We start from the raw sequence: 18,253 nt of genomic DNA, 5'->3' as shown, positions 1-18,253 counted from the left end.
GAGGCGAGCATGGAGCGCGTCAGGCTTGAGTTTCCCGAGGCCGCCATCATCCATCGTCAGCCGCTGACGGTGCGAGTGACCGACATGAACTATGGCCGCCACCTGGGGCATGATGCCCTGGTGTCGCTGCTCCACGAGGCACGCATCCAGGCGCTGGCCGCACGAGGGTTGACCGAGTGGGATCTGGGCGGCTACCCGAGTGTGGTGGCCGACCTCGCCGTGCAGTACCAGTCCGAGGCGCGCTGGCCCGATGCCCTGGTGGTGGAGACGGCGATCCCCACCCCGCGCGGCAAGGCGCTCACCGTCTTTCAGCGGGTGTGTCATGCCGAGGGGGGGAGGCCGGTGGCCACGGCGCGCCTCAACCTGCTGCTGGTGGACCCCGAGACCGGCCGCCCGGTGACGGTGCCCGAGGCGGTGAAGGCGGCTTTCGCCGGGACAGGAGGGTCCTGATGTCCCGTGAATACCCGATCATTGCCGTGACCGGCTCCTCGGGGGCCGGCACCACCACCGTCAGGCGCACCTTCGAGCGCATGTTCGGCCGGGAGGATGTGCATGCCGCCTTCGTCGATGGCGACGCCTTCCACCGCTATACCCGTGAAGAGCTGGCGCGGACCTTCCGCGAGGCGCCCGACAAGGGGGAGCTTTCCCACTTCGCGGTGGAGGCCAATCTGCTCGAGGAGCTCGAGACGCTGTTCCAGGAGTATGGCGACAGCGGGAGCGGTACCTATCGTCAGTACATCCACGCCGAAGACAAGCAGATGATCGAGGCGGGGTACCAGATCGGCACCTTCACCGAGTGGCAACCCCTGCCCTATGGTACCGATCTGCTGTTCTACGAGGGGCTGCATGGCGGCCTGGTCACGCCCGAGCACGATATCGCTCGCCACGTCGACCTGTTGGTGGGCGTGGCGCCGACCATGAACCTGGAGTGGATCCAGAAGATCGATCGCGACACCAAGCTGCGCGGCTACTCACAGGAGGCGGTGATCGACACCATCCTGGGGCGCATGGACGACTATGTGCGCTATATCCAGCCGCAGTTCTCGCGTACCCATATCAACTTCCAGCGGGTGCCGACGGTGGATACCTCCAACCCCTTCGAGGTGCAGGATATCCCCTCGGATGCCGAGTCCTTCGCGGTGATTCGTTTCCGCGAGCCGTCCACGGTGGATTTCCCCTATCTGCTGGCGATGATCCCGGATGCCTTCATGAGCCGCCCGCATACCCTGGTGGTGCCCGGTGCACGGGTCTCCCTGGCCATGGAGCTGATCCTGGGACCGCTGGTGCGTCACCTGCTGGCCCAGCGCCGTTCGCGCTGAGGCCGAACACCCTGTCGAGGAGGAGGCCTGCAAGATGTCGTGCCTGTTCTGCAAGATCATCAATCGCGAGATTCCCGCCGAGATCGTCTTCGAGGATGATCAGGTCGTGGCCTTCGAGGATATCAACCCCCAGGCACCGACCCATCTGCTGATCATTCCCAGGAAGCATATCGCGACCCTCAACGATATCGAGGAGGGCGATCTGGCGCTGGTGGGGCGTCTGCAGTTCACCGCCGCCCGTCTGGCGCAGGCGCGTGGCTTCGCCGAGGAGGGCTATCGAGTGGTGATGAACTGCAATGACCAGGGCGGCCAGACGGTCTATCATATTCACATGCACCTGATGGGCGGCCGACGCTTTACTTGGCCGGCTGGGTAGCCGGCGCTCCTGCGGGCAACCGCGCGATCCAGGGTGTTCGGCGCATCAGGTGCATTCCGGGTGTCTCAGCCCTCGACACCATCTTCGGTTACGCCGTCTTCGATAATGGTATAGGAGTGGGACATCTCGACCCCGCCCTTGGCCAGCATGATCGAGGCGCTGCAGTACTTCTCGGCGGAGAGCTCCACGGCTCGTGCCACCTGCTTCTCCTTCAGCCCCTTGCCGGTCACGGTAAAGTGGACGTGAATCGACGTGAACACGCTGGGCGTGGCGTCGGCGCGTTCGGCCTCGATGCCGGCCACGCAGTCACTGACATCGGCACGGGCCTTCTCGAGGATATTGAGAACATCGAAGGAGGCGCAGGCCCCCATGCCCATCAGCAGCATCTCCATGGGGCGTGGGCCGGTGTTGCGACCGCCATGGTCGGGCGGGCCGTCGATGACCACGCTATGGCCGCTTCCCGATTCGGCGACGAACTGGCGACCGTCGGTCCATTTCACTGTGGCTTTCATGTCTCGAGTTTCCTTGTGAGTCGCTTGCAGAGTCGTCGGGGCTACTCCGGCGCCCCTGGCTGTGAGGTTGTTGAAGCTGTGGTGGAAAAGGCGATCAGCATACCAGCAGTATCGAGTGAGCTCAGCTTTTCCTTCTCCTGATCCATAGATAGCGAGCTCGCCTGCGGCGACCTTCGGGAGGTAAATCACCCGATTGTCGTGATCGAGCGGCTCTATTGTTTCCTATCCGGGGGTGGGACCTCTGGCTTGGTTCTTATTGCTTTTTTGTCTATGTTAATAAGTGGATGTCGCTGATAGGGCCCTCAAATCTCTTCAGGAGCGCGCATGAACTTCACCATCGGCACTCTACTGGCTTTCAGTTTCGCTGCCTCCCTGATCGCCGTCGCGGCGCTGATCTGGGCCATATCGACCCGGCAGTTCAAGATCACCGAAAGTGACGCCCGGGCAGTATTCGACGAGGACGAAGGCGGCAAACTGGATGATCCTACCTCTTCTCATAGTGACAGGTCGCCAAGCGCCCAGCAGCCGGGAATGAGCGGAGAGTGGCGACGTTTATTGATCGTCATGTTCGTGACGAGCACTGCCTGGCTGGTATTCGGCTCAATATTCGGCGTCATCGCCTCATTGAAGCTGCATATCCCGGACTGGTTGACCGGCAGCGCACCGCTCACCTTTGGCCGCATGCGTACCTTGCACTTGAACTCGGTCATCTATGGTTTTCTTTCTCTGGGGGGAGTGGGCACTGCGTTCTGGTTGGTGCCCACCCTGTTCAAGGTCTCTTTGCAGAAAGTCCGCTTCGCCATGTCGGGCGCGGTGGTATGGAATCTGGCATTGCTTGCCGGGGTCGTCGTCATCGCCATGGGCTGGAACGACGGCCAGGAGTGGCTCGAAATTCCCTGGCAAATCGATATTTTCCTGGCCGTTGGCGGTGCTTGCTTCGCCATCCCTCTGCTCTATACCACCGCGGCCCGCAGGGTAAATCATATCTACGTGACCGGCTGGTATTACATGGCGGCACTCTTCTGGTTTCCGGCGCTGTTCATTCTCGCCAACCTGCCCGGGGTTCATAGTGGCGCCCAGCAGGCCACCGCCAACTGGTGGTTTGCTCACAATGTGCTGGGCCTGTGGTTGACGCCGCTGGGTCTGGGCGCCGCCTACTATTTCATTCCCAAGATCATCGGCAAGCCGATCTACTCCTACCGGCTGTCGCTGCTGGGGTTCTGGGCGCTGGCACTGTTTTACAGCCAGGTGGGCATGCACCACCTGATCGGCGGCCCGGTACCTACCTGGGTGGTGTCGCTCTCCGTGGTGCAGTCGGTAATGATGGTGATTTCAGTCATTGCCGTGGCCATCAATCAGCATACGCTGAGCCTGGGAAATCTATGGGCCTGGAAGGAGAGTCTGCCGCTTCGTTTCGTTGCCCTCGGCGCGATCATGTACACCCTTGCTTCGCTGCAGGGCTCGCTTGAAGCGGTGCGCGCCTTCAATACCGTCACTCACTTCACCCACTACACCGTGGCTCATGCCCACCTGGGCGTTTACGGTTTCGTGGCCATGGTCTTGTTCGGTGGTATCTATTACATGCTGCCACGTATCACCGGCCGTGCCTGGCCCATGCCCTGGGCGATCAGTCTGCACTTCTGGCTGGTGGTCGCGGGATTTGCCATCTACTTCATCGCGTTAACCATAGGCGGCTGGCTGCAGGGCATGGCAATGCTCGACGCCAGCAGGGACTGGCTGGAGAGCATGGAAGTGACCATTCCCTACTTGGCCGGTCGCTCCCTGGGCGGCACCTTGATGACCATCGGGCACCTGGTATTCGCCGCTAACCTGGCCGTGCTGTTTCTTGGCCGTACCCGCCGATTCGTAGAAGACGCGGGCGATACTGATGCCTCGGTCGCCACCCCGAGTTCGGGAGCCTGATGCTATGAATCGTGCCTTACCCTTGATTGTCGTTAGCCTGGCGCTCCTGGCCCTTGCCACCCTGTTCCTGGTGGCGGGGCCGGCGATGCAGATTCGTACCATCGACGCTCCGGAGGGGCTCGAGCCCTACACCCAGGCCCAGCTAAATGGACGCGCAGAATATATAAGCCAAGGCTGTGTCTATTGCCACTCCCAGCAGCCGCGCTCTCCCGAGCAGGCACCGGATGGGCTGCGCGGCTGGGGGCGCCCCTCGACGCCGGCGGACTATGTCTATGATCAGCCGCATCTACTGGGCACCATGCGCACCGGGCCGGACCTGCTTAACGTGGGGGCGCGCCTGCCCTCCCAGGCCTGGCATTTGACCCACCTGTATCAGCCACGGGCCATCGTGCCGCAAAGCATCATGCCGGCCTACCCCTATCTGTTCGAAGCCAAGGAGCAGGCGGGGGGAGATGATGTGGTCGTTCCAGTGCCGGCGCGCTATCGCCCCGAGGGAAAGGTCATCGTCGCCAGGCAGGCGGCCCTCGACCTGGTTGACTATCTGCTCAGCCTCGACCGTACCTACCCCGCAGAGCGAGTTGATCTTCGAGATAATGGCTTCGCGGCCAAGGAGGAGTCATGACCTGGAGGCATGATCCAAGGCCCAGCCGGAAGCCTAAAAAACAGAGTCGAATAAAGAACGTAGCCGGTATCAGCGACACCGGATTCGACCCCCACGAGCCGCCAAACCCTATTCCTTGGCAGGTGTTCGCCATCGCTTTCGCCCTGGCGATCTGGGGCATCGTCACTCTGATCACGACAAGCGAGATGGCGGAAACGAAGCCGGAGGCTATCCAGGGCCCCATCGGAGCAGATGAACCCCAGGCCTCCGCCGTCGCGCCTTCCACGCAGAATGGGCGCCAGCTATTTATCGCCAATTGCTCCACCTGCCATCAGAACAATGGTGCAGGCATCGCCAAGGCGGTGCCACCGTTGGTGGGATCCCGTTACGTGATGGCAGCGCCGGAGGTGCCGGTAAACATTCTGCTGTTCGGCATCCAGGGGGAAATCTCCGTGGCTGGCGATACCTACAATGGCCGCATGCCTACCTTTGGTCATGACCTGGACAACGAGCAGATCGCCGCCGTGGTGAACCATGTGCGCAACAGCTGGGGCAACCAGGCCTCAAGCATCGACGCGAGTTTTGTCGATGAGCAGCGTCAGCGCTTTATCGGTCGTCGTACCCCCTGGGCGGGCGGCAGGGAACTCGCCGAGACCTTCGGTATTCCTGCATCGCTATCGAGGAGTCATACCCAGGCGGCTGCGACCACAGCTTCGCGGGAGGAGGTCAAATGATGAGCTCATTCAAGACGACTGGCAGGCTGGTGACCTGCGCGGCGTTACTCATCCTGGGCAGCGGATTGGCAGCGACTTCCTGGAGCCAGGGTCAAGACGATGATGCTGGAGAACGTACCGACTCAGAACCACTGACCACAAGCGCGGATTCTCTCGAAGAGCCGTTGGCGGCACTGCACTACGGGCGTATTGCCGCCAACGCCGATGCCGAAGGCATCGAAACGCTGATCGGCAAGGGCACCGACAAGGTCTGGGCCTGCGCCTCCTGCCATGGTGATCAGGGGCAAGGAGCGGAAACCGTGCCACGACTGGCCGGATTGCCGGCGGGCTACCTCACCAAACAGCTGCACGACTATGCCAATCAGCGCCGCCTGAACGCCAACATGCAGTATGTGGTGGAAGGCCTGACCGATGAGCAGATGGCGGCGCTTGGCAAGTATTACGCCCAGCTGGAAAGCCCCGGCAGTGCCAAGCCAAGTCTCAGCGGCGACCTGGATCGCGGTCGTGAACTCGTGCTGCGGGGCGACTGGAGCATCGATGTGCCGGCTTGCTACAGCTGCCACGGCTCCTCCGGTTGGGGCGTAGGGCAGGCGTTTCCTGCCCTCGCCGCTCAACACCCAAGCTATACTTATATCCAGCTCGCCAGCTGGAAGAACGGTCGGCGAGCCAACTCGCCGGTCAATCTGATGCACAACGTCGCCACGGCGCTTTCTGAGAATGATATGCGCTCCGTAGCGGACTATCTCGCCTCGTTGCCTGCACCGCCGGCGCAGAAAATCGGGCTCGATACGCCGCCCCCGGAAGCATTATCGACATCGACAGACACCGCCGATCGTTCACAGGACCGTCAACAGGGGAGCGACGAGCATGACTGATCACAGGAATTCGCGGATGGGGCGCTCGAGCAGGCGCCGCTTCGCCTATGCCGGCGTGGGTGCGGTCGTGCTGCTCGCCGCAGGCGTGCTCATCGCCAACTATAACCTGCTTCCCTATGTCACCGGCCCTGAGGAACAGCCAAGCCAGGCAGAAGAGAACGCCCAGATTGCTCGCAAGGCGCGCCAGGATCTCGCAGAGCAGCGCAAGGCCTGGCAGGAAGATCCCAGGGCGGACGCCCCCAGGCCACCCAAGGATGCCGCAGGCTACTTTCAGCCATCGCTTGATCACGAAATTCCCGATAATGAGTTCGGCGAGTCGGTACGGCGTGGCCGTGAAATCTTCTTGAACACCGGCACCAACGCCCGGCAGTTCGCCGGCAATGAACTTGCCTGTGCCAACTGTCACCTGGATGGTGGGCGCAAGGCGCACTCGGCGCCAATGTGGGCGGCGATCAACAACTACCCGGCCTATCGCGGCAAGAACAAGATGATCAACACCATGGAAGACCGCATCAACGGCTGCTTCACCTACTCCATGAATGCCCAGGACTCCCCCAGCGGGGGGCCGCCGCCCTCGGGACACCAGGTCTACAAGGACTTGCAGAGCTATTTCTACTGGCTGGGCGATGGCGCACCCATCAACGAGGACATGCCGGGTCGCGGCTACCCAAGCCTGGAAAAAACCGATCTCGGCTATGACCGGCAGCGTGGAGAGGAGGTTTTCGTCAACAACTGCGCGGTATGTCACGGGCTGGATGGCCAGGGGCAGAAGGATCTCAATGGTCGTTATATCTTTCCGCCGCTATGGGGGCCACACGCCTACAACTGGGGGGCGGGCATGCATCGCGTCAACACCGCTGCGGGCTTCATCAAGGCCAATATGCCCCTGGGCAAGCCCTATAGCCTGAGCGATCAGCAAGCTTGGGACGTGGCGGCCTATATCAACAGTTTCCCGCGCCCGGCGGACCCTCGCCAGCTGGAGGAAGGCATCAGCCTCGAAAGGGCCCAGGAGAAGTACCACCAGCACATGGGCTACTACAACCAGCAGGCCCATGGGGTTAGCTTGGGTGAAGGCGCCACACCGGAACGCTGGGAGCGCTTCGTGAAGTCTCGGCGAACCGCCGGCATGTCCACCATGAACCAACAGCTGCAGTAACTCGGTGGGCAGGCGACGAAAGGGTAGCGAATGCCCTGAACTCGAGGCGCTACAGGGTAGCGGCCACGCGCTGCTGTCGATCGACGGGCTCTGGTGCCCGAGCTGCGCCGCCGCCACGGAGCAGGTGATCCAGCGTACCCCCGGAGTCAGCGAAGTCGGTGTCAGCTTCGCCACTTCCACTGCCCTGATACGCTGGGACCCAACGCGGCTGCAGCTGCGAGACCTGGCTCGCCGAGTCCGCCGGCTGGGCTACCGCCTGGGCCCGTCCATGAGCGCGGAGGAAACCCTCTCGCGCATCGACCGTCAGGTCGAGGGGCTCGGCATTCGTCTGGCGGTCGCGGCCTTCTTCGGCATGTGGACCATGCTGCCGTCGCTGCTGCTTTATCTCGACAGCGGCGACATCGCCACCTCACCAACCGGTTGGTGGATCGCCTTCGCCGCGGGTATCGCGTCGCTCCCGGTGCTGGCCTTTACCGGCGGCCCGATCCTGCTGGCGGGCTGGCGCACCCTGCGCACCGGGGTGCCGGGCATGGATACCCTGGTCGGCATCGGCGCCACTGCCGCCCTGGCCCTGTCGCTCTGGCAGCTCTACCGAGGCCAGGCCCACGTCTATTTCGATACCGCGGTGATGCTGGTCACCCTACTGACCCTGGGCCGCTTCATCGAGACCCGTACCCTGCGCCATGCGGCCCAGGCCATCGACGCCCTGCAGGATACCCTGCCGGAAACCGCGGACTGGCTGCAGGACGACGGCAAGTTCCAGCGAGTCGATGCGACGGGGGTTCCGCCGGGCGCCTTGATCCAGGTGCCCGCCGGCCAGCGAGTGCCGCTGGATGGCTGCCTGGTGGAAGGCCGGACCCAGCTGGACCGGGCGGTGCTGACCGGGGAATCCCTGCCGGTGGCCGCCGCCCCCGGAGACGCTATCGAGGCTGGCTGCGTCAACCTGGTCAGCCCTATCCTGGTGAGAGTCGAGGCCGGAGTGGGGCAGCGGCATATCGACCGTATCGGTGCGCGCATCGCCGAGGCGGCGGGAGCCAAGGGCGACACCCAGCGCCTGGCAGACGGCGTGGCCCGCTGGGTGGTGCCGGTAGCGCTGACCCTTGCCTTCTTGACCGGCCTGATGAGCGCGCTGCTCGGCCTGCCCGCGCAGGAAGCGGTGCTGCGGGCGGTCTCGGTGCTGGTGGTGGCCTGCCCCTGCGCGGTGGGTATCGCCGTGCCGGTGGCCTACGTGACCGCCGCCAGCCAGGCGGCTCGCCAGGGCATCCTGTTTCGCCACCCCGCGGCCCTCGAGACCATGGCCCGGATCGACCGGATACTCTTCGACAAGACCGGCACCCTCACCGAGGGACGGCTTGGCTTGCTGCGTGTCGAACGGCGCAGCGACAGCGCCCTCGACGACGCCGCCCTGATTGCCCTGGCCGCCTACGCTGAACAGGGCGTCGATCATCCCATCGCTCAGGCACTGCAAGACGCCACCGGTGAAAACCCTTCGATGGTGTCGGCGGCGCCCGTTCGGCGCCACCAGCGCGGGGTCAGCCGGGAGGACTCCCATTGGGGCCGTATTCTGGTGGGCAGCCGCGCCTTCCTGAGCCAGCAGGGTGTTGCCTGTAACGACGCGGATGACCACGAGGTGACAAGCCCCGATATTCAGCTACGGGTCGAGCTGGCGGTAGCCGGACGGTGGCTGGCGACCCTGGTGCTGGAGGATCGTTTGCGGGAGGATGCCCCGGCGGCGATACGACGCCTGCATGATCAAGGGATCGAATGCGCCATCGTTACCGGCGACGCCCGAGCTCCAGCCGATCGGATAGCCGAGCGTCTTGGTATCTCGAAGCAGCGGGTCCATGCGGACTGCACCCCGGAAGCCAAGGCTCTGATCGTCAAGCATACTCGAGGCAGCGTTGCCTTCGCCGGTGACGGCATCAATGATGGCCCAGCCCTGGCCCAGGCAGCGATCGGCCTGTCCGTGGCGGACGCCAGCAGCACCGCCACCGCGGCGGCCGGTGTGGCCATTGCCGAGGGCGGCGTCGGTCGAGTCGCCGATGCCCGGGCGTTCGCCCGGCATGCCTATGGCGTCATGCGCCAGAACCTGGCGTTCGCGCTGATCTATAATGCCCTGGGCTTGAGCCTTGCTGCCTTCGGCGCTATTCCGCCGGTGGTCGCCGTTATTGCCATGGCGATGAGCTCGCTGACCGTGGTGGCTAACGCCACGCGACTGGCGGCACAGTAGCCGGCGAAGGCGACATCAGATGCCCGGATGACACGGTAATCCTCGCCCTCGAGCCCGCGGGTGGCGACACTCGGGAGACCAATCATCCGGTTGCCGTGGCCGAACGGTTCTATTAGTTCGGCAACCCAAGAGGTCATCCTGACCGCCTTGATTATCGCCAGCGCAACACAGGCGCCGATGCAGGAATCTGCTCCCGCTTAGTGTCGGGGGCGTCTTGGCACCAGCTCCTCGTCCAGCATTCGGAGTCTCTCCGGCGTGCCCACATCGACCCATTGACCGCGGTGGTGGTGGCCGGCCACTCGGTCTGCGGCCATGGCGCGGCGCAGCAGTGGCGCCAGGGCGAAGGCGCCGGGAGGCTCGTCGGCCACCAGCGCCGGGTCGAGCAGGCTGATGCCCGAGAAGGTGAGCCGCGGCTCACCCTGGGGGAGCACTCGGCCATCGGCGTCGAGGTGGAAATCGCCGCCCGGGTGATGCGCGGGGTTGTCCACCAGCACCAGCCGCGCCAGGTCGCCGTCGCCGAGCCCGGGCAGTGTGGTCGGGTCGAGATCGCACCAGACATCCCCGTTGACCAGCAGGAAGGGCGTGTTACCAAGCAGCGGCAGCGCCCGCTGGATGCCACCGCCGGTTTCCAGGGGCGTCACCTCCCGGCTCCAGGCGATGGAAACCCCGCAAGAGCTGCCATCCCCGAGCGCCTCGATGATCTGTTCGGCGCGATAGCTGACGTTGATCACGACCTCACGGATGCCCGCCGCGCGCAGCCGTTCGAGGTGGTGAACGATCAGTGGCTTGCTGCCCACCCGCAGCAGTGGCTTGGGGCAGTGGTCGGTGAGCGGTCGCATGCGGGTGCCGAGGCCGGCGGCCAGGATCATCGCCTTCATGTGCTCGCCTCCAGCCGGGTGACCAGGGCCGGCCGGAAGGTGTCGGACAGCCAGGTCTTGAAGGCGTCGTGTCCCTCCAGGCCCGCCAGGCTGTCCTCGAGATGATCGAGGAAGTGGGGCAGGCGCTCGAGATAACCCGACTTCTGGTCGCGCAGGGTCAGGCGGCAGAAGATGCCGAGGACCTTGAGCGAGCGCTGGGCGGCCATGGCGTTGGCCTGGGCCAGGAAGTCGGCCTCCGTGGTGCGGGAGGGGAGGCGACCGTCGGCGATCGCGCGGTGTCGGAAGGCCTCGACCCAGGCGGCGAAGCGCGGCGCGTCGAAGCGGCAGTAGCGGCCGCGCAGCAGCGAGACCAGATCGTAGTTGAGTGGGCCGGCGACGGCATCCTGGAAATCGATCAACACCAGGGCGTCATCGCGAACCATCAGGTTCATGGCATCGAAGTCGCGATGCACGTTGACCATCGGCTGGGCCAGCGCCGACTCCACCAGGGCCCGGCGTAGTGCCGTCCAGCTCGTGGGGGGCTCCAGGCCAAGCCATTCGCCCAGGCACCACTCGGGGAAGAGGTCCAGCTCACGCTCGAGCAGGGCGGCATCGAAGCGTGGCAAGGTCCCGGGTCCGGCGCGATTCTGGAGATCATGGAGCAGCGCCATGGCGCGCTCGTGCCAGGTCGCCGTCTCGGCGTCATCGTCGAAGCAGTGCTGCAGCGGCGTATCCCCGAGGTCCTCCAGTTCGATGAATCCCGCCTCCAGGTCGACCGAGTAGAGGTGCGGCACCGGGAGCCCGGCGGCCTCCCAGCGACGGGCGATGGCCACGAAGGGGCCGCTATCCTCCTGGTCGGGCGGGGCATCCATCAGGATGCGGGTGGTGCCATCGGGCAGGGCAAGACGGTAGTAGCGGCGGAAGCTGGCGTCACCGGCGGCCAGGCGCAGCTCGAAGGCATCGGGCGCCAGGGCATGGCGCTCGGCGGCCCAGCGGGTGAGCCGTTCGTGGCGCGAGGCGTCGGAGGCGGCGTCGGTCATTGAGGAGGCTCCAGTCGGTATGTCCGGTTGACGGTCGTGGGCAGGCACCGCATGCTGGGCGCTGCGCCGTCACCGCCGGCAGGACAGGCCGACGGCGGCCTGTATAATAGCGTTTCACCCCGCCAAGGACATCGACCAACATGGGCAAACGACTCTCATGGACAGCCCTCGCGGGCCTGGCGACCGCGGCGTTTGCCGGAGGTCCGCTGCAGGCGGCTCCCCCGGAGTCGTTGCCTGCCGAACAGCTGGACTTTCAGGCCTGGGGCGACGAGCGCCCCGCGGATGCCCGATGTCGCGGGCGATATGTGATGCCCGGCTATCGCCTGCCGCCGCCGGAGCCCGGCAAGGTGGCCAGCGAATCGACGAGCGCCCACTACGGCGAGGATGGCGAGACCCTGCTGCGGGGCGAGGTCGTGCTGCGCCGCGATACCGCCCAGCTCGAGACCCCCGAGGTGCGCGTGCCCCCCAGCCGAGAACGCGCCTACGCCGAGGGCCCCATGGCATTGCGCGACCAGGGGCTGCTGGTGCGGGGCAGTGCCGCCGAGCTCTCGCTGGTCAACGATGCGGCGAGCATCGACGAGGCCCACTATGTGGTTCACGACCAGCGCCTGCGTGGGGATGCCGAGCGCCTGGCACGCCTCGAGGATGGCCGCTATCGGCTCTCCTCGGCGAGCTTCACCACCTGCGACCCGGGCGACAATCTATGGCGCCTGGTGGGCGGTGATGTGGTGCTCGACCGGGAGAGCGGCTTCGGCACCGCCCGCCATGCCCGGCTGGAGGTGAAGGATATACCGGTCTTCTACTGGCCCTGGGTGCGCTTTCCCATCGATGATCGCCGGCATACCGGCTTCCTGTGGCCGACGGTGGGCTTCTCCAGCGACTCGCTGGACTATGCCCAGCCCTTCTACTGGAATATCGCCCCGGACCAGGACGCCACCATCACGCCGCGCTGGATCAGCGACAGCGGGCTGCTGCTGGGTGGCCAGTACCGCTATCTGTTCCCTTCCGCGGCCGGTCAGGTCGAGGGCGCCTGGCTGGGCAGCGACGCTGCCGGCAGCAGCGACAACCCCAATGACCCACCGCGCCGCTTCGAGGGCGAGGAGCGCTGGTACCTCGACTATCGCCATGCCGGCACCCTGGACCCCCGCACCCGCTATCGGCTGCGCTACGGGGCGGCCAGCGACGGTCGCTACTTCGATGATTTCGGCAGCGACTTCGCCGAGCAGAATACCTCGGCGATGCCGCGGCTGGCCCAGATCGATTACCGCGGTGACACCTGGCGCCTCGATGCTCGCGCCCAGGGGTTCCAGAAGCTCGACGACCCGCTGCTGGAGCAGGACAAGCCCTTCTACCGCCTGCCCAGCCTCAGCGCCTCTGCCCGCTGGCGTCAGGAGAGCGGCTTCTATCAGCAGTGGCGAAGCAACTACAGCTACTTCTGGCGCGACGTCGAGGAAAGCGAGATTCCTCAGGTGCGGGAGGCGGCCACCGGCTCCCGGCTGCATCTGTCGCCGGCCCTGGGCTGGCGCTTCGACGCGAGCTGGGGCCACCTCGAGCCGCGCCTCGAGTGGCTGGGTACCGCCTATGAGCTGGACTACGGTAACCGTGACGTCGGCGATCGCGATACCAGCCTGACCCGCAGCGTGCCGGTCACCTCCGTGGATGCCGGCCTGGTCTTCGAGCGTGAACTCGACCTGGGCGGCCGTGGCTATCGCCAGACCCTGGAGCCCAGGGCCAACTACGCCTATGTGCCGGCCCGTGACCAGAGCGACTTCCCCGACTTCGATACCAGCGAGCGCGCCTTCTCCTGGGGGCAGCTGTGGTCGCCCCACCGCTTCTCGGGCAGCGATCGCGTCGGTGACCTCAACCGCCTCTCCCTGGGCGTGGCGTCGCGCCTGCTGGAGGATGGCAGCGGCCGCCAGCGCCTCTCCCTGGGGCTGGGGCAGGCGCTCTACTTCGAGGATCGCACGATCGACATGGCGGGCAACCCCGACGAGCTGCCGGCCAATGGTGCCGATCGCTATCGCGCCACCCGGGATCGCTCGCCGCTGGTGGCGAATGCCGACTGGCAGGTCACCGAACGCTGGCGTACCCGCTGGCAGTGGCTCTATGACGACGACCGGGAGCGTACCGAGCGTACCGGGGTCGACCTGCAGTATCGCTCGCCCCAGGGCCATGCATTGAACCTCGGCTATCACTGGGAGCTCGAAGGCTTCGACCCCTCGCTGGATCGGGGCGACGATGACTTCCGTGACTACGATCGCGAGGAGTATGACGTCTCGTTTGCGTGGCAGGCCGGCCGGAGCCTCGACCTGATCGGCCGCCTGCTCTACGACAATACCAACGACCGCTCCCTGGAGCAGCTGGCCGGGGTGCAGTGGAACGACTGCTGCTACGGCGTGCAGCTGGTGTGGCGCGAGTGGATCGATGACAACGACACCGGCGCCGTGACCGATGACTTCACCGACCGCGGGATCTTCCTGCGCTTCGTGTTCAAGGGGCTCGGCGGCGTGGGCCGCGAGGCCGACAGCTACTTCGAGGAGGCCATTCCCGGCTACCGCAGCACCGCCTTCTAGGCCGGAATGGTCCGTTAGAGAGGAATGATGAAAGGACAGCACACCATGCGTAGTCGCCGCACCCCCCTCCTGGCCGCCGGCCTGGCGATGGCGCTGGGCCTCGCCGTGGTGCCGTTCGGCACCCAGGCCCAGGAATTCACCTCCAGCCAGCGCCAGGCCCTGGATCATATCGTGGCGGTGGTCAACGAGGGAGCGATCATGCATAGCCAGCTCGAGGAGCGTATCGCCCAGGTACGCAGCCAGATGAGCGCCCAGCAGCAGGAGCTTCCCCCGGAAAGGGTGCTGCGCGAGCAGATCCTGGAGCAGATGATCCTCGAGGAGATCCAGTGGCAGATGGCCGAGGAGTCCGGCCTCACGGTGGACGACACCGAGCTCAATCGTCAGGTGCGTGGCATCGCCGAGCGCAATGGCATGAGCCTGGAGCAGTTTGCCGACGCCCTGGAGGCCGATGGCCTGACGCTGGCCAGCGTGCGGGAGGAGATACGTCGCGAAATTACGCTGCGCCAGCTTCAGCAGCGTCGTGTCGGCAGCCGAGTCAGTCTCTCCGAGCGGGAGGTGGAGCGTTTCATGGCGCAGCAGGACGTCACCCGCGAGCAGGCCCAGCAGGCCCTCTTCCAGCGCAAGGCCAACGCCGAGCTCGAGGCCTGGCTACAGGAGATCCGCTCCCAGGCCTTCGTCGACAATCGCCTCGACGCGCGCTGATGACGACGCCAGGCATGCCGCTGTTGGCGCTGACGACCGGCGAGCCGGCCGGAATCGGCCCGGATCTCGTCCTGAGACTGGCCGCAGAGGGGGTGGAAGATGCGCGGCTGGTGGCCGTGGGGGATCCGGCGCTGCTTGCCGAGCGCGCCTCCCGGCTGGGGCTCGCCATCGAGCTGCTCCAGACGGCACCCGGCGAGGAGGTGCCACCGGTGGCTCCGGGCCGGCTTCCGGTATGGCCCGTGGCGCTGCGTGAGCCGGCCCGACCGGGAGTGCTGGCGCCACACAACGCGGCCTATGTGCTCGAGACCCTGGATGTGGCCATCGACGCCTGTCGGGCGGGGCATGCTCAGGGCATGGTTACCGCGCCGCTGCACAAGGGTGTGATTCTCGATGCGGGGCATGCCGGGTTTACCGGCCACACCGAGTATCTCCGCGATGCCTGCGGCGTCGAGGAGGTGGTGATGATGCTTGCCACCGACGCCGCCCTGCATGCCGAGCGGCCCGACTGGGTGGAGGGGCCGTCACTGCGAGTGGCGCTGGCCACCACCCACCTGCCGTTGCGCGACGTGGCCGAAGCCATCACTGCGGAGCGTCTGACACGGGTGCTGCGCATTCTCGACGCCGATCTGAGGCGCTGGTTCGGGGTGGTCACTCCGCGCATCGCGGTGTGCGGGCTCAACCCCCATGCCGGGGAGGGGGGGCATCTGGGGCGCGAGGAGATCGAGGTGATCGAACCGGCGCTTGCGGCACTGCGCGACGAGGGGCTGACCCTCGATGGCCCGCTGCCCGCCGATACCCTGTTTACCCCGCGCCACCTGGCGGGCGTCGATGCGGTGCTGGCCATGTATCATGACCAGGGCCTGCCGGTACTCAAGTATGCAGGGTTCGGCCGGGCCGCCAATATCACCCTGGGGCTGCCGCTGGTGCGTACCTCGGTGGATCACGGCACCGCCCTGGATCTGGCCGGCACGGGCCGCGCCGACCCGGGTAGCCTGCGGGTCGCCGTGGCCCTGGCCGCGGAGATGGCCGGCCGCGGTGCGTGAAGCTTAACGAAAACGAGTGGCGCTCGAGGGGCGACGGGGACAGGTCGAAGCGGAGGTCCGATTCCAGGGAAGGAATCGGTAGCGTACAGGGAGGTATTCACAGCGCCTCCGCGAAGGGCCTGTCGCCGGATCAGCCCCGAGAAAGCGGCACTGCGATACTTGGACTATTTAGTGATAGAAGGACACTCCTGAATGGCATCTCGCCCCCCGGTTCATCAGGCCCGCAAGCGCTTCGGACAGAACTTTCTGCGCGACCGAGGCATCATCTCGCGCATCGTGCGGGCCATCGGGCCGCGCCCCGGCCAGCGCATCGTGGAGATCGGCCCCGGCCAGGGGGCGCTCACCGAGCCGTTGCTGGAGGCCGCCGGCGGGCGCCTGGAGGTGATCGAGCTCGACCGCGATCTGATTCCCGGCTTGCGCGTTCAGTTCTTCAACTATCCCGACTTCGTGATCCATGAGGGCGACGCCCTCAAGGTCGATTTTCGCGCCCTGCGCGGTGAGGGCGAGCCGCTGCGGGTGGTCGGCAACCTGCCCTACAATATCTCGACCCCGCTGATTGCCCATCTGCTCCAGGCCGGCGATGCCGTCGCCGACATGCACTTCATGCTGCAGAAGGAAGTGGTGGAGCGCCTCGCCGCCGAGCCAGGCGGTGCCGACTGGGGGCGGCTCTCGGTGATGGCCCAGTATCGCTGTCGGGTGGAGTCACTGTTCGTGGTCCCGCCGGAAGCCTTCGTGCCGCGGCCCAAGGTGGATTCCGCCATCGTGCGGTTGACGCCCCATGCCGAGCTGCCCCATCCGGCCCGCGATGAAGCGCTGCTGGCCACGATCGTCAAGGAGGCGTTCGGCCAGCGTCGCAAGACCCTGCGCAACAACCTCAAGGGGCGCATCACCGCCGACGAGCTCGAGGCGCTGGGGATCGACCCCGGGAGGCGCCCCCAGACCCTGAGCGTGGAGGAGTTCGTGTCGATTGCCGATTACCTGACCCAGGCCACCGAGGAGGCGCGCCCATGAGCGATCGAGCCTCAGGCGATGATCCCGTGATGACCGAGGGGGTGGCCGTCAGCGTCGAGGTCCAGCCGGAGTTTCGCCCCGAGGAGTCCGCTCCCGAGGAGGAGCGCTATGTGTTCAGCTACACCGTGACGGTGCACAACGCCTCGCGTCATAGCATCCAGCTGATGGCGCGTCACTGGACCATCACCCAGGGCAGCGGCAAGGTCCAGGACGTGCGAGGCAAGGGAGTGGTGGGGCAACAGCCGATGATCGCCCCCGGCCAGCACTTTCGCTATACCAGTCGCGCCATCCTCGATGGACCGGTGGGGGTGATGCAGGGCGAGTACACCTGCGTCGATACCGCCACCCAGCGCCCCTTCGAGGTGCCCATCGCCGCCTTCCGGCTGGCCGGGCCCAACCAGGTCCACTGAGTTCGCGGCAGCCGAGCCACAAGCTGCATCCGAATCATCAACAGGGAGCGTCCATGACGACCTATGCCATCGGCGACCTTCAGGGGTGTCACGCAGAGTTCGTCGAGCTGCTCGAGACCCTCGACTTCGATCCGCGTCGCGACCGGCTGTGGCTGGCCGGCGATCTGGTCAACCGGGGTCCGGGGTCACTGGCCTGCCTGCGCGAGGTCGAGGCCCTGGGGGACGCCGCCCTGACGGTGCTCGGCAATCATGACCTCCATCTGCTGGCGGTGGCCCGAGGGGGCGCCACGCTCAATCGCAAGGATACCCTCGACGCCATCCTCAACGCCCCGGATCGCGAGCGACTGCTCGACTGGCTTCAGTCACGCCCGCTGCTGGTGCGCGAGACGCTGGGTGGTGAGGATACCCTGATGACCCATGCCGGCCTGCTGCCCCGATGGTCGCCGGACCAGGCCGAGAGGCTCGCCGCCGAGGTGGAAGTGATGCTCACCGGTGAACGGGCCGGGGGCTTTCTCGAGCGCATGTATGGCAACACCCCGGATCGCTGGCGCGATGATCTCGAGGGCATCGATCGGCTGCGTGCCATCGTCAACGTGCTCACCCGCATGCGCTTCATCGATGCCGAGGGTCGGCTGGACTTCGCCGCCAAGGAGGGGCTCGACAGTGTCCCGGCGGGCTTCGCTCCCTGGTTCCGCTATCCGCGTGGCGACGCTACTCGGCTCGTCTTCGGTCACTGGGCGGCGCTCCAGGGCGAGACACCGGGCAGCCGTGTCAATGCCTGCGCGCTGGACACCGGCTGCGTATGGGGTGGCTCCCTGACGGCCCTGGACCTCGAACGCGGCGAGCGCATCAGCGTGCCCAGCCGGCGGCGATAAGCGCGGCGGCACCGTT

General features: G+C 65.8%; 18 protein-coding genes. 15 read left to right on the top strand and 3 right to left on the bottom strand.

The window, feature by feature from the left end:
- The first annotated feature begins 9 nt into the window (after positions 1 to 9).
- The 3 genes from RM463_RS07755 to RM463_RS07745 are packed head-to-tail and all read left to right on the top strand — an operon-like array spanning position 10 to position 1,695.
- Positions 10 to 450, top strand: a complete 441-nt coding sequence (locus RM463_RS07755) for a thioesterase family protein (protein WP_311429676.1) — start codon at positions 10 to 12, stop codon at positions 448 to 450.
- Complete coding sequence (locus RM463_RS07750; protein WP_195689021.1) at positions 450 to 1,319, top strand: phosphoribulokinase; 870 nt, start codon at positions 450 to 452, stop codon at positions 1,317 to 1,319. Before RM463_RS07755 ends, RM463_RS07750 begins: the two co-directional genes overlap by 1 nt.
- Before the next feature lie 34 nt (positions 1,320 to 1,353).
- A complete protein-coding gene (locus RM463_RS07745) occupies positions 1,354 to 1,695 on the top strand; it encodes a histidine triad nucleotide-binding protein (protein ID WP_195689022.1) in 342 nt (113 codons plus the stop codon).
- 65 nt (positions 1,696 to 1,760) lie between these two features.
- Here RM463_RS07745 and RM463_RS07740 read toward each other — a convergent pair whose 3' ends face one another.
- Positions 1,761 to 2,207 (bottom strand): OsmC family protein, encoded by a 447-nt coding sequence (locus RM463_RS07740; RefSeq protein WP_195689023.1) that lies wholly within the window; start codon positions 2,205 to 2,207, stop codon positions 1,761 to 1,763.
- A gap of 324 nt (positions 2,208 to 2,531) precedes the next feature.
- On the opposite strand from RM463_RS07740, the gene RM463_RS07735 reads away from it, so the two are divergent.
- From RM463_RS07735 to RM463_RS07710, 6 genes are read left to right on the top strand one after another with little or no spacing between them, the layout of a single operon-like run.
- Positions 2,532 to 4,130 (top strand): cbb3-type cytochrome c oxidase subunit I, encoded by a 1,599-nt coding sequence (locus RM463_RS07735; RefSeq protein WP_311429675.1) that lies wholly within the window; start codon positions 2,532 to 2,534, stop codon positions 4,128 to 4,130.
- Between the two features lie 4 nt (positions 4,131 to 4,134).
- Positions 4,135 to 4,752 (top strand): cbb3-type cytochrome c oxidase subunit II, encoded by a 618-nt coding sequence (locus tag RM463_RS07730; RefSeq protein WP_311429674.1) that lies wholly within the window; start codon positions 4,135 to 4,137, stop codon positions 4,750 to 4,752.
- Complete coding sequence (locus RM463_RS07725; RefSeq protein ID WP_311429673.1) at positions 4,749 to 5,465, top strand: cytochrome c; 717 nt, start codon at positions 4,749 to 4,751, stop codon at positions 5,463 to 5,465. Before RM463_RS07730 ends, RM463_RS07725 begins: the two co-directional genes overlap by 4 nt.
- Complete coding sequence (locus RM463_RS07720) at positions 5,465 to 6,340, top strand: c-type cytochrome (RefSeq protein ID WP_311429672.1); 876 nt, start codon at positions 5,465 to 5,467, stop codon at positions 6,338 to 6,340. The genes RM463_RS07725 and RM463_RS07720 overlap by 1 nt, the downstream gene beginning before the upstream one ends.
- Positions 6,333 to 7,496: a c-type cytochrome gene (locus RM463_RS07715; RefSeq protein WP_311429671.1), complete on the top strand. Its 1,164-nt coding sequence runs from the start codon at positions 6,333 to 6,335 to the stop codon at positions 7,494 to 7,496. The genes RM463_RS07720 and RM463_RS07715 overlap by 8 nt, the downstream gene beginning before the upstream one ends.
- Before the next feature lie 4 nt (positions 7,497 to 7,500).
- Positions 7,501 to 9,726, top strand: coding sequence for a cation-translocating P-type ATPase (locus RM463_RS07710; protein ID WP_311429670.1), 2,226 nt, complete (start codon positions 7,501 to 7,503; stop codon positions 9,724 to 9,726).
- A 197-nt stretch (positions 9,727 to 9,923) separates the two neighbouring features.
- Here the strand turns inward: RM463_RS07710 and murU are convergent, their stop codons facing one another.
- Positions 9,924 to 10,604, bottom strand: coding sequence for an N-acetylmuramate alpha-1-phosphate uridylyltransferase MurU (murU, locus tag RM463_RS07705; protein WP_311429668.1), 681 nt, complete (start codon positions 10,602 to 10,604; stop codon positions 9,924 to 9,926).
- Entirely contained in the window at positions 10,601 to 11,623 is a 1,023-nt protein-coding gene (locus RM463_RS07700) for a phosphotransferase (RefSeq protein ID WP_311429667.1), read from the bottom strand. Before RM463_RS07700 ends, murU begins: the two co-directional genes overlap by 4 nt.
- Positions 11,624 to 11,763: 140 nt before the next feature.
- Between RM463_RS07700 and RM463_RS07695 the strand changes: the two genes are divergently transcribed.
- The 6 genes from RM463_RS07695 (at position 11,764) to RM463_RS07670 (ending at position 18,237) form a co-directional block, all read left to right on the top strand.
- Positions 11,764 to 14,196 (top strand): LPS-assembly protein LptD, encoded by a 2,433-nt coding sequence (locus RM463_RS07695; protein ID WP_311429666.1) that lies wholly within the window; start codon positions 11,764 to 11,766, stop codon positions 14,194 to 14,196.
- Positions 14,197 to 14,241: 45 nt separating this feature from the next.
- Positions 14,242 to 14,898 (top strand): SurA N-terminal domain-containing protein, encoded by a 657-nt coding sequence (locus RM463_RS07690; RefSeq protein ID WP_311429665.1) that lies wholly within the window; start codon positions 14,242 to 14,244, stop codon positions 14,896 to 14,898.
- The gene (gene pdxA / locus RM463_RS07685; protein ID WP_311429664.1) at positions 14,898 to 15,941 is read left to right on the top strand and encodes a 4-hydroxythreonine-4-phosphate dehydrogenase PdxA; all 1,044 of its coding nucleotides are present in this window, start codon (positions 14,898 to 14,900) and stop codon (positions 15,939 to 15,941) included. The genes RM463_RS07690 and pdxA overlap by 1 nt, the downstream gene beginning before the upstream one ends.
- 192 nt (positions 15,942 to 16,133) lie before the next feature.
- Complete coding sequence (gene rsmA, locus RM463_RS07680) at positions 16,134 to 16,952, top strand: 16S rRNA (adenine(1518)-N(6)/adenine(1519)-N(6))-dimethyltransferase RsmA (RefSeq protein ID WP_311429663.1); 819 nt, start codon at positions 16,134 to 16,136, stop codon at positions 16,950 to 16,952.
- On the top strand, positions 16,949 to 17,362 hold the full coding sequence (apaG, locus tag RM463_RS07675) for a Co2+/Mg2+ efflux protein ApaG (RefSeq protein ID WP_409228999.1): 414 nt from the start codon (positions 16,949 to 16,951) through the stop codon (positions 17,360 to 17,362). The genes rsmA and apaG overlap by 4 nt, the downstream gene beginning before the upstream one ends.
- A gap of 53 nt (positions 17,363 to 17,415) precedes the next feature.
- Positions 17,416 to 18,237 (top strand): symmetrical bis(5'-nucleosyl)-tetraphosphatase, encoded by an 822-nt coding sequence (locus RM463_RS07670; RefSeq protein WP_311429662.1) that lies wholly within the window; start codon positions 17,416 to 17,418, stop codon positions 18,235 to 18,237.
- The last annotated feature ends 16 nt before the right edge of the window (positions 18,238 to 18,253 follow it).

This window comes from Halomonas sp. LES1, assembly GCF_031846005.1.
Taxonomy (GTDB): Bacteria; Pseudomonadota; Gammaproteobacteria; order Pseudomonadales; family Halomonadaceae; genus Halomonas.
Note: the sequence above shows the minus strand (reverse complement) of the source record. Positions and strands in the feature narration are given on the sequence as shown.

Bases quoted from the DNA above. Each gene is read 5' to 3' on its own strand.
- apaG (WP_409228999.1), top strand. From the start codon at position 16,949: ATGAGCGATCGAGCCTCAGGCGATGATCCCGTGATGACCGAGGGGGTG.
- rsmA (WP_311429663.1), top strand. From the start codon at position 16,134: ATGGCATCTCGCCCCCCGGTTCATCAGGCCCGCAAGCGCTTCGGACAG.
- pdxA (WP_311429664.1), top strand. From the start codon at position 14,898: ATGACGACGCCAGGCATGCCGCTGTTGGCGCTGACGACCGGCGAGCCG.
- RM463_RS07700 (WP_311429667.1), bottom strand. From the start codon at position 11,623: ATGACCGACGCCGCCTCCGACGCCTCGCGCCACGAACGGCTCACCCGC.
- RM463_RS07695 (WP_311429666.1), top strand. From the start codon at position 11,764: ATGGGCAAACGACTCTCATGGACAGCCCTCGCGGGCCTGGCGACCGCG.
- RM463_RS07715 (WP_311429671.1), top strand. From the start codon at position 6,333: ATGACTGATCACAGGAATTCGCGGATGGGGCGCTCGAGCAGGCGCCGC.
- RM463_RS07670 (WP_311429662.1), top strand. From the start codon at position 17,416: ATGACGACCTATGCCATCGGCGACCTTCAGGGGTGTCACGCAGAGTTC.
- RM463_RS07720 (WP_311429672.1), top strand. From the start codon at position 5,465: ATGAGCTCATTCAAGACGACTGGCAGGCTGGTGACCTGCGCGGCGTTA.
- RM463_RS07735 (WP_311429675.1), top strand. From the start codon at position 2,532: ATGAACTTCACCATCGGCACTCTACTGGCTTTCAGTTTCGCTGCCTCC.
- RM463_RS07740 (WP_195689023.1), bottom strand. From the start codon at position 2,207: ATGAAAGCCACAGTGAAATGGACCGACGGTCGCCAGTTCGTCGCCGAA.
- RM463_RS07690 (WP_311429665.1), top strand. From the start codon at position 14,242: ATGCGTAGTCGCCGCACCCCCCTCCTGGCCGCCGGCCTGGCGATGGCG.
- RM463_RS07745 (WP_195689022.1), top strand. From the start codon at position 1,354: ATGTCGTGCCTGTTCTGCAAGATCATCAATCGCGAGATTCCCGCCGAG.
- RM463_RS07750 (WP_195689021.1), top strand. From the start codon at position 450: ATGTCCCGTGAATACCCGATCATTGCCGTGACCGGCTCCTCGGGGGCC.
- RM463_RS07755 (WP_311429676.1), top strand. From the start codon at position 10: ATGGAGCGCGTCAGGCTTGAGTTTCCCGAGGCCGCCATCATCCATCGT.
- RM463_RS07730 (WP_311429674.1), top strand. From the start codon at position 4,135: ATGAATCGTGCCTTACCCTTGATTGTCGTTAGCCTGGCGCTCCTGGCC.
- RM463_RS07725 (WP_311429673.1), top strand. From the start codon at position 4,749: ATGACCTGGAGGCATGATCCAAGGCCCAGCCGGAAGCCTAAAAAACAG.
- murU (WP_311429668.1), bottom strand. From the start codon at position 10,604: ATGAAGGCGATGATCCTGGCCGCCGGCCTCGGCACCCGCATGCGACCG.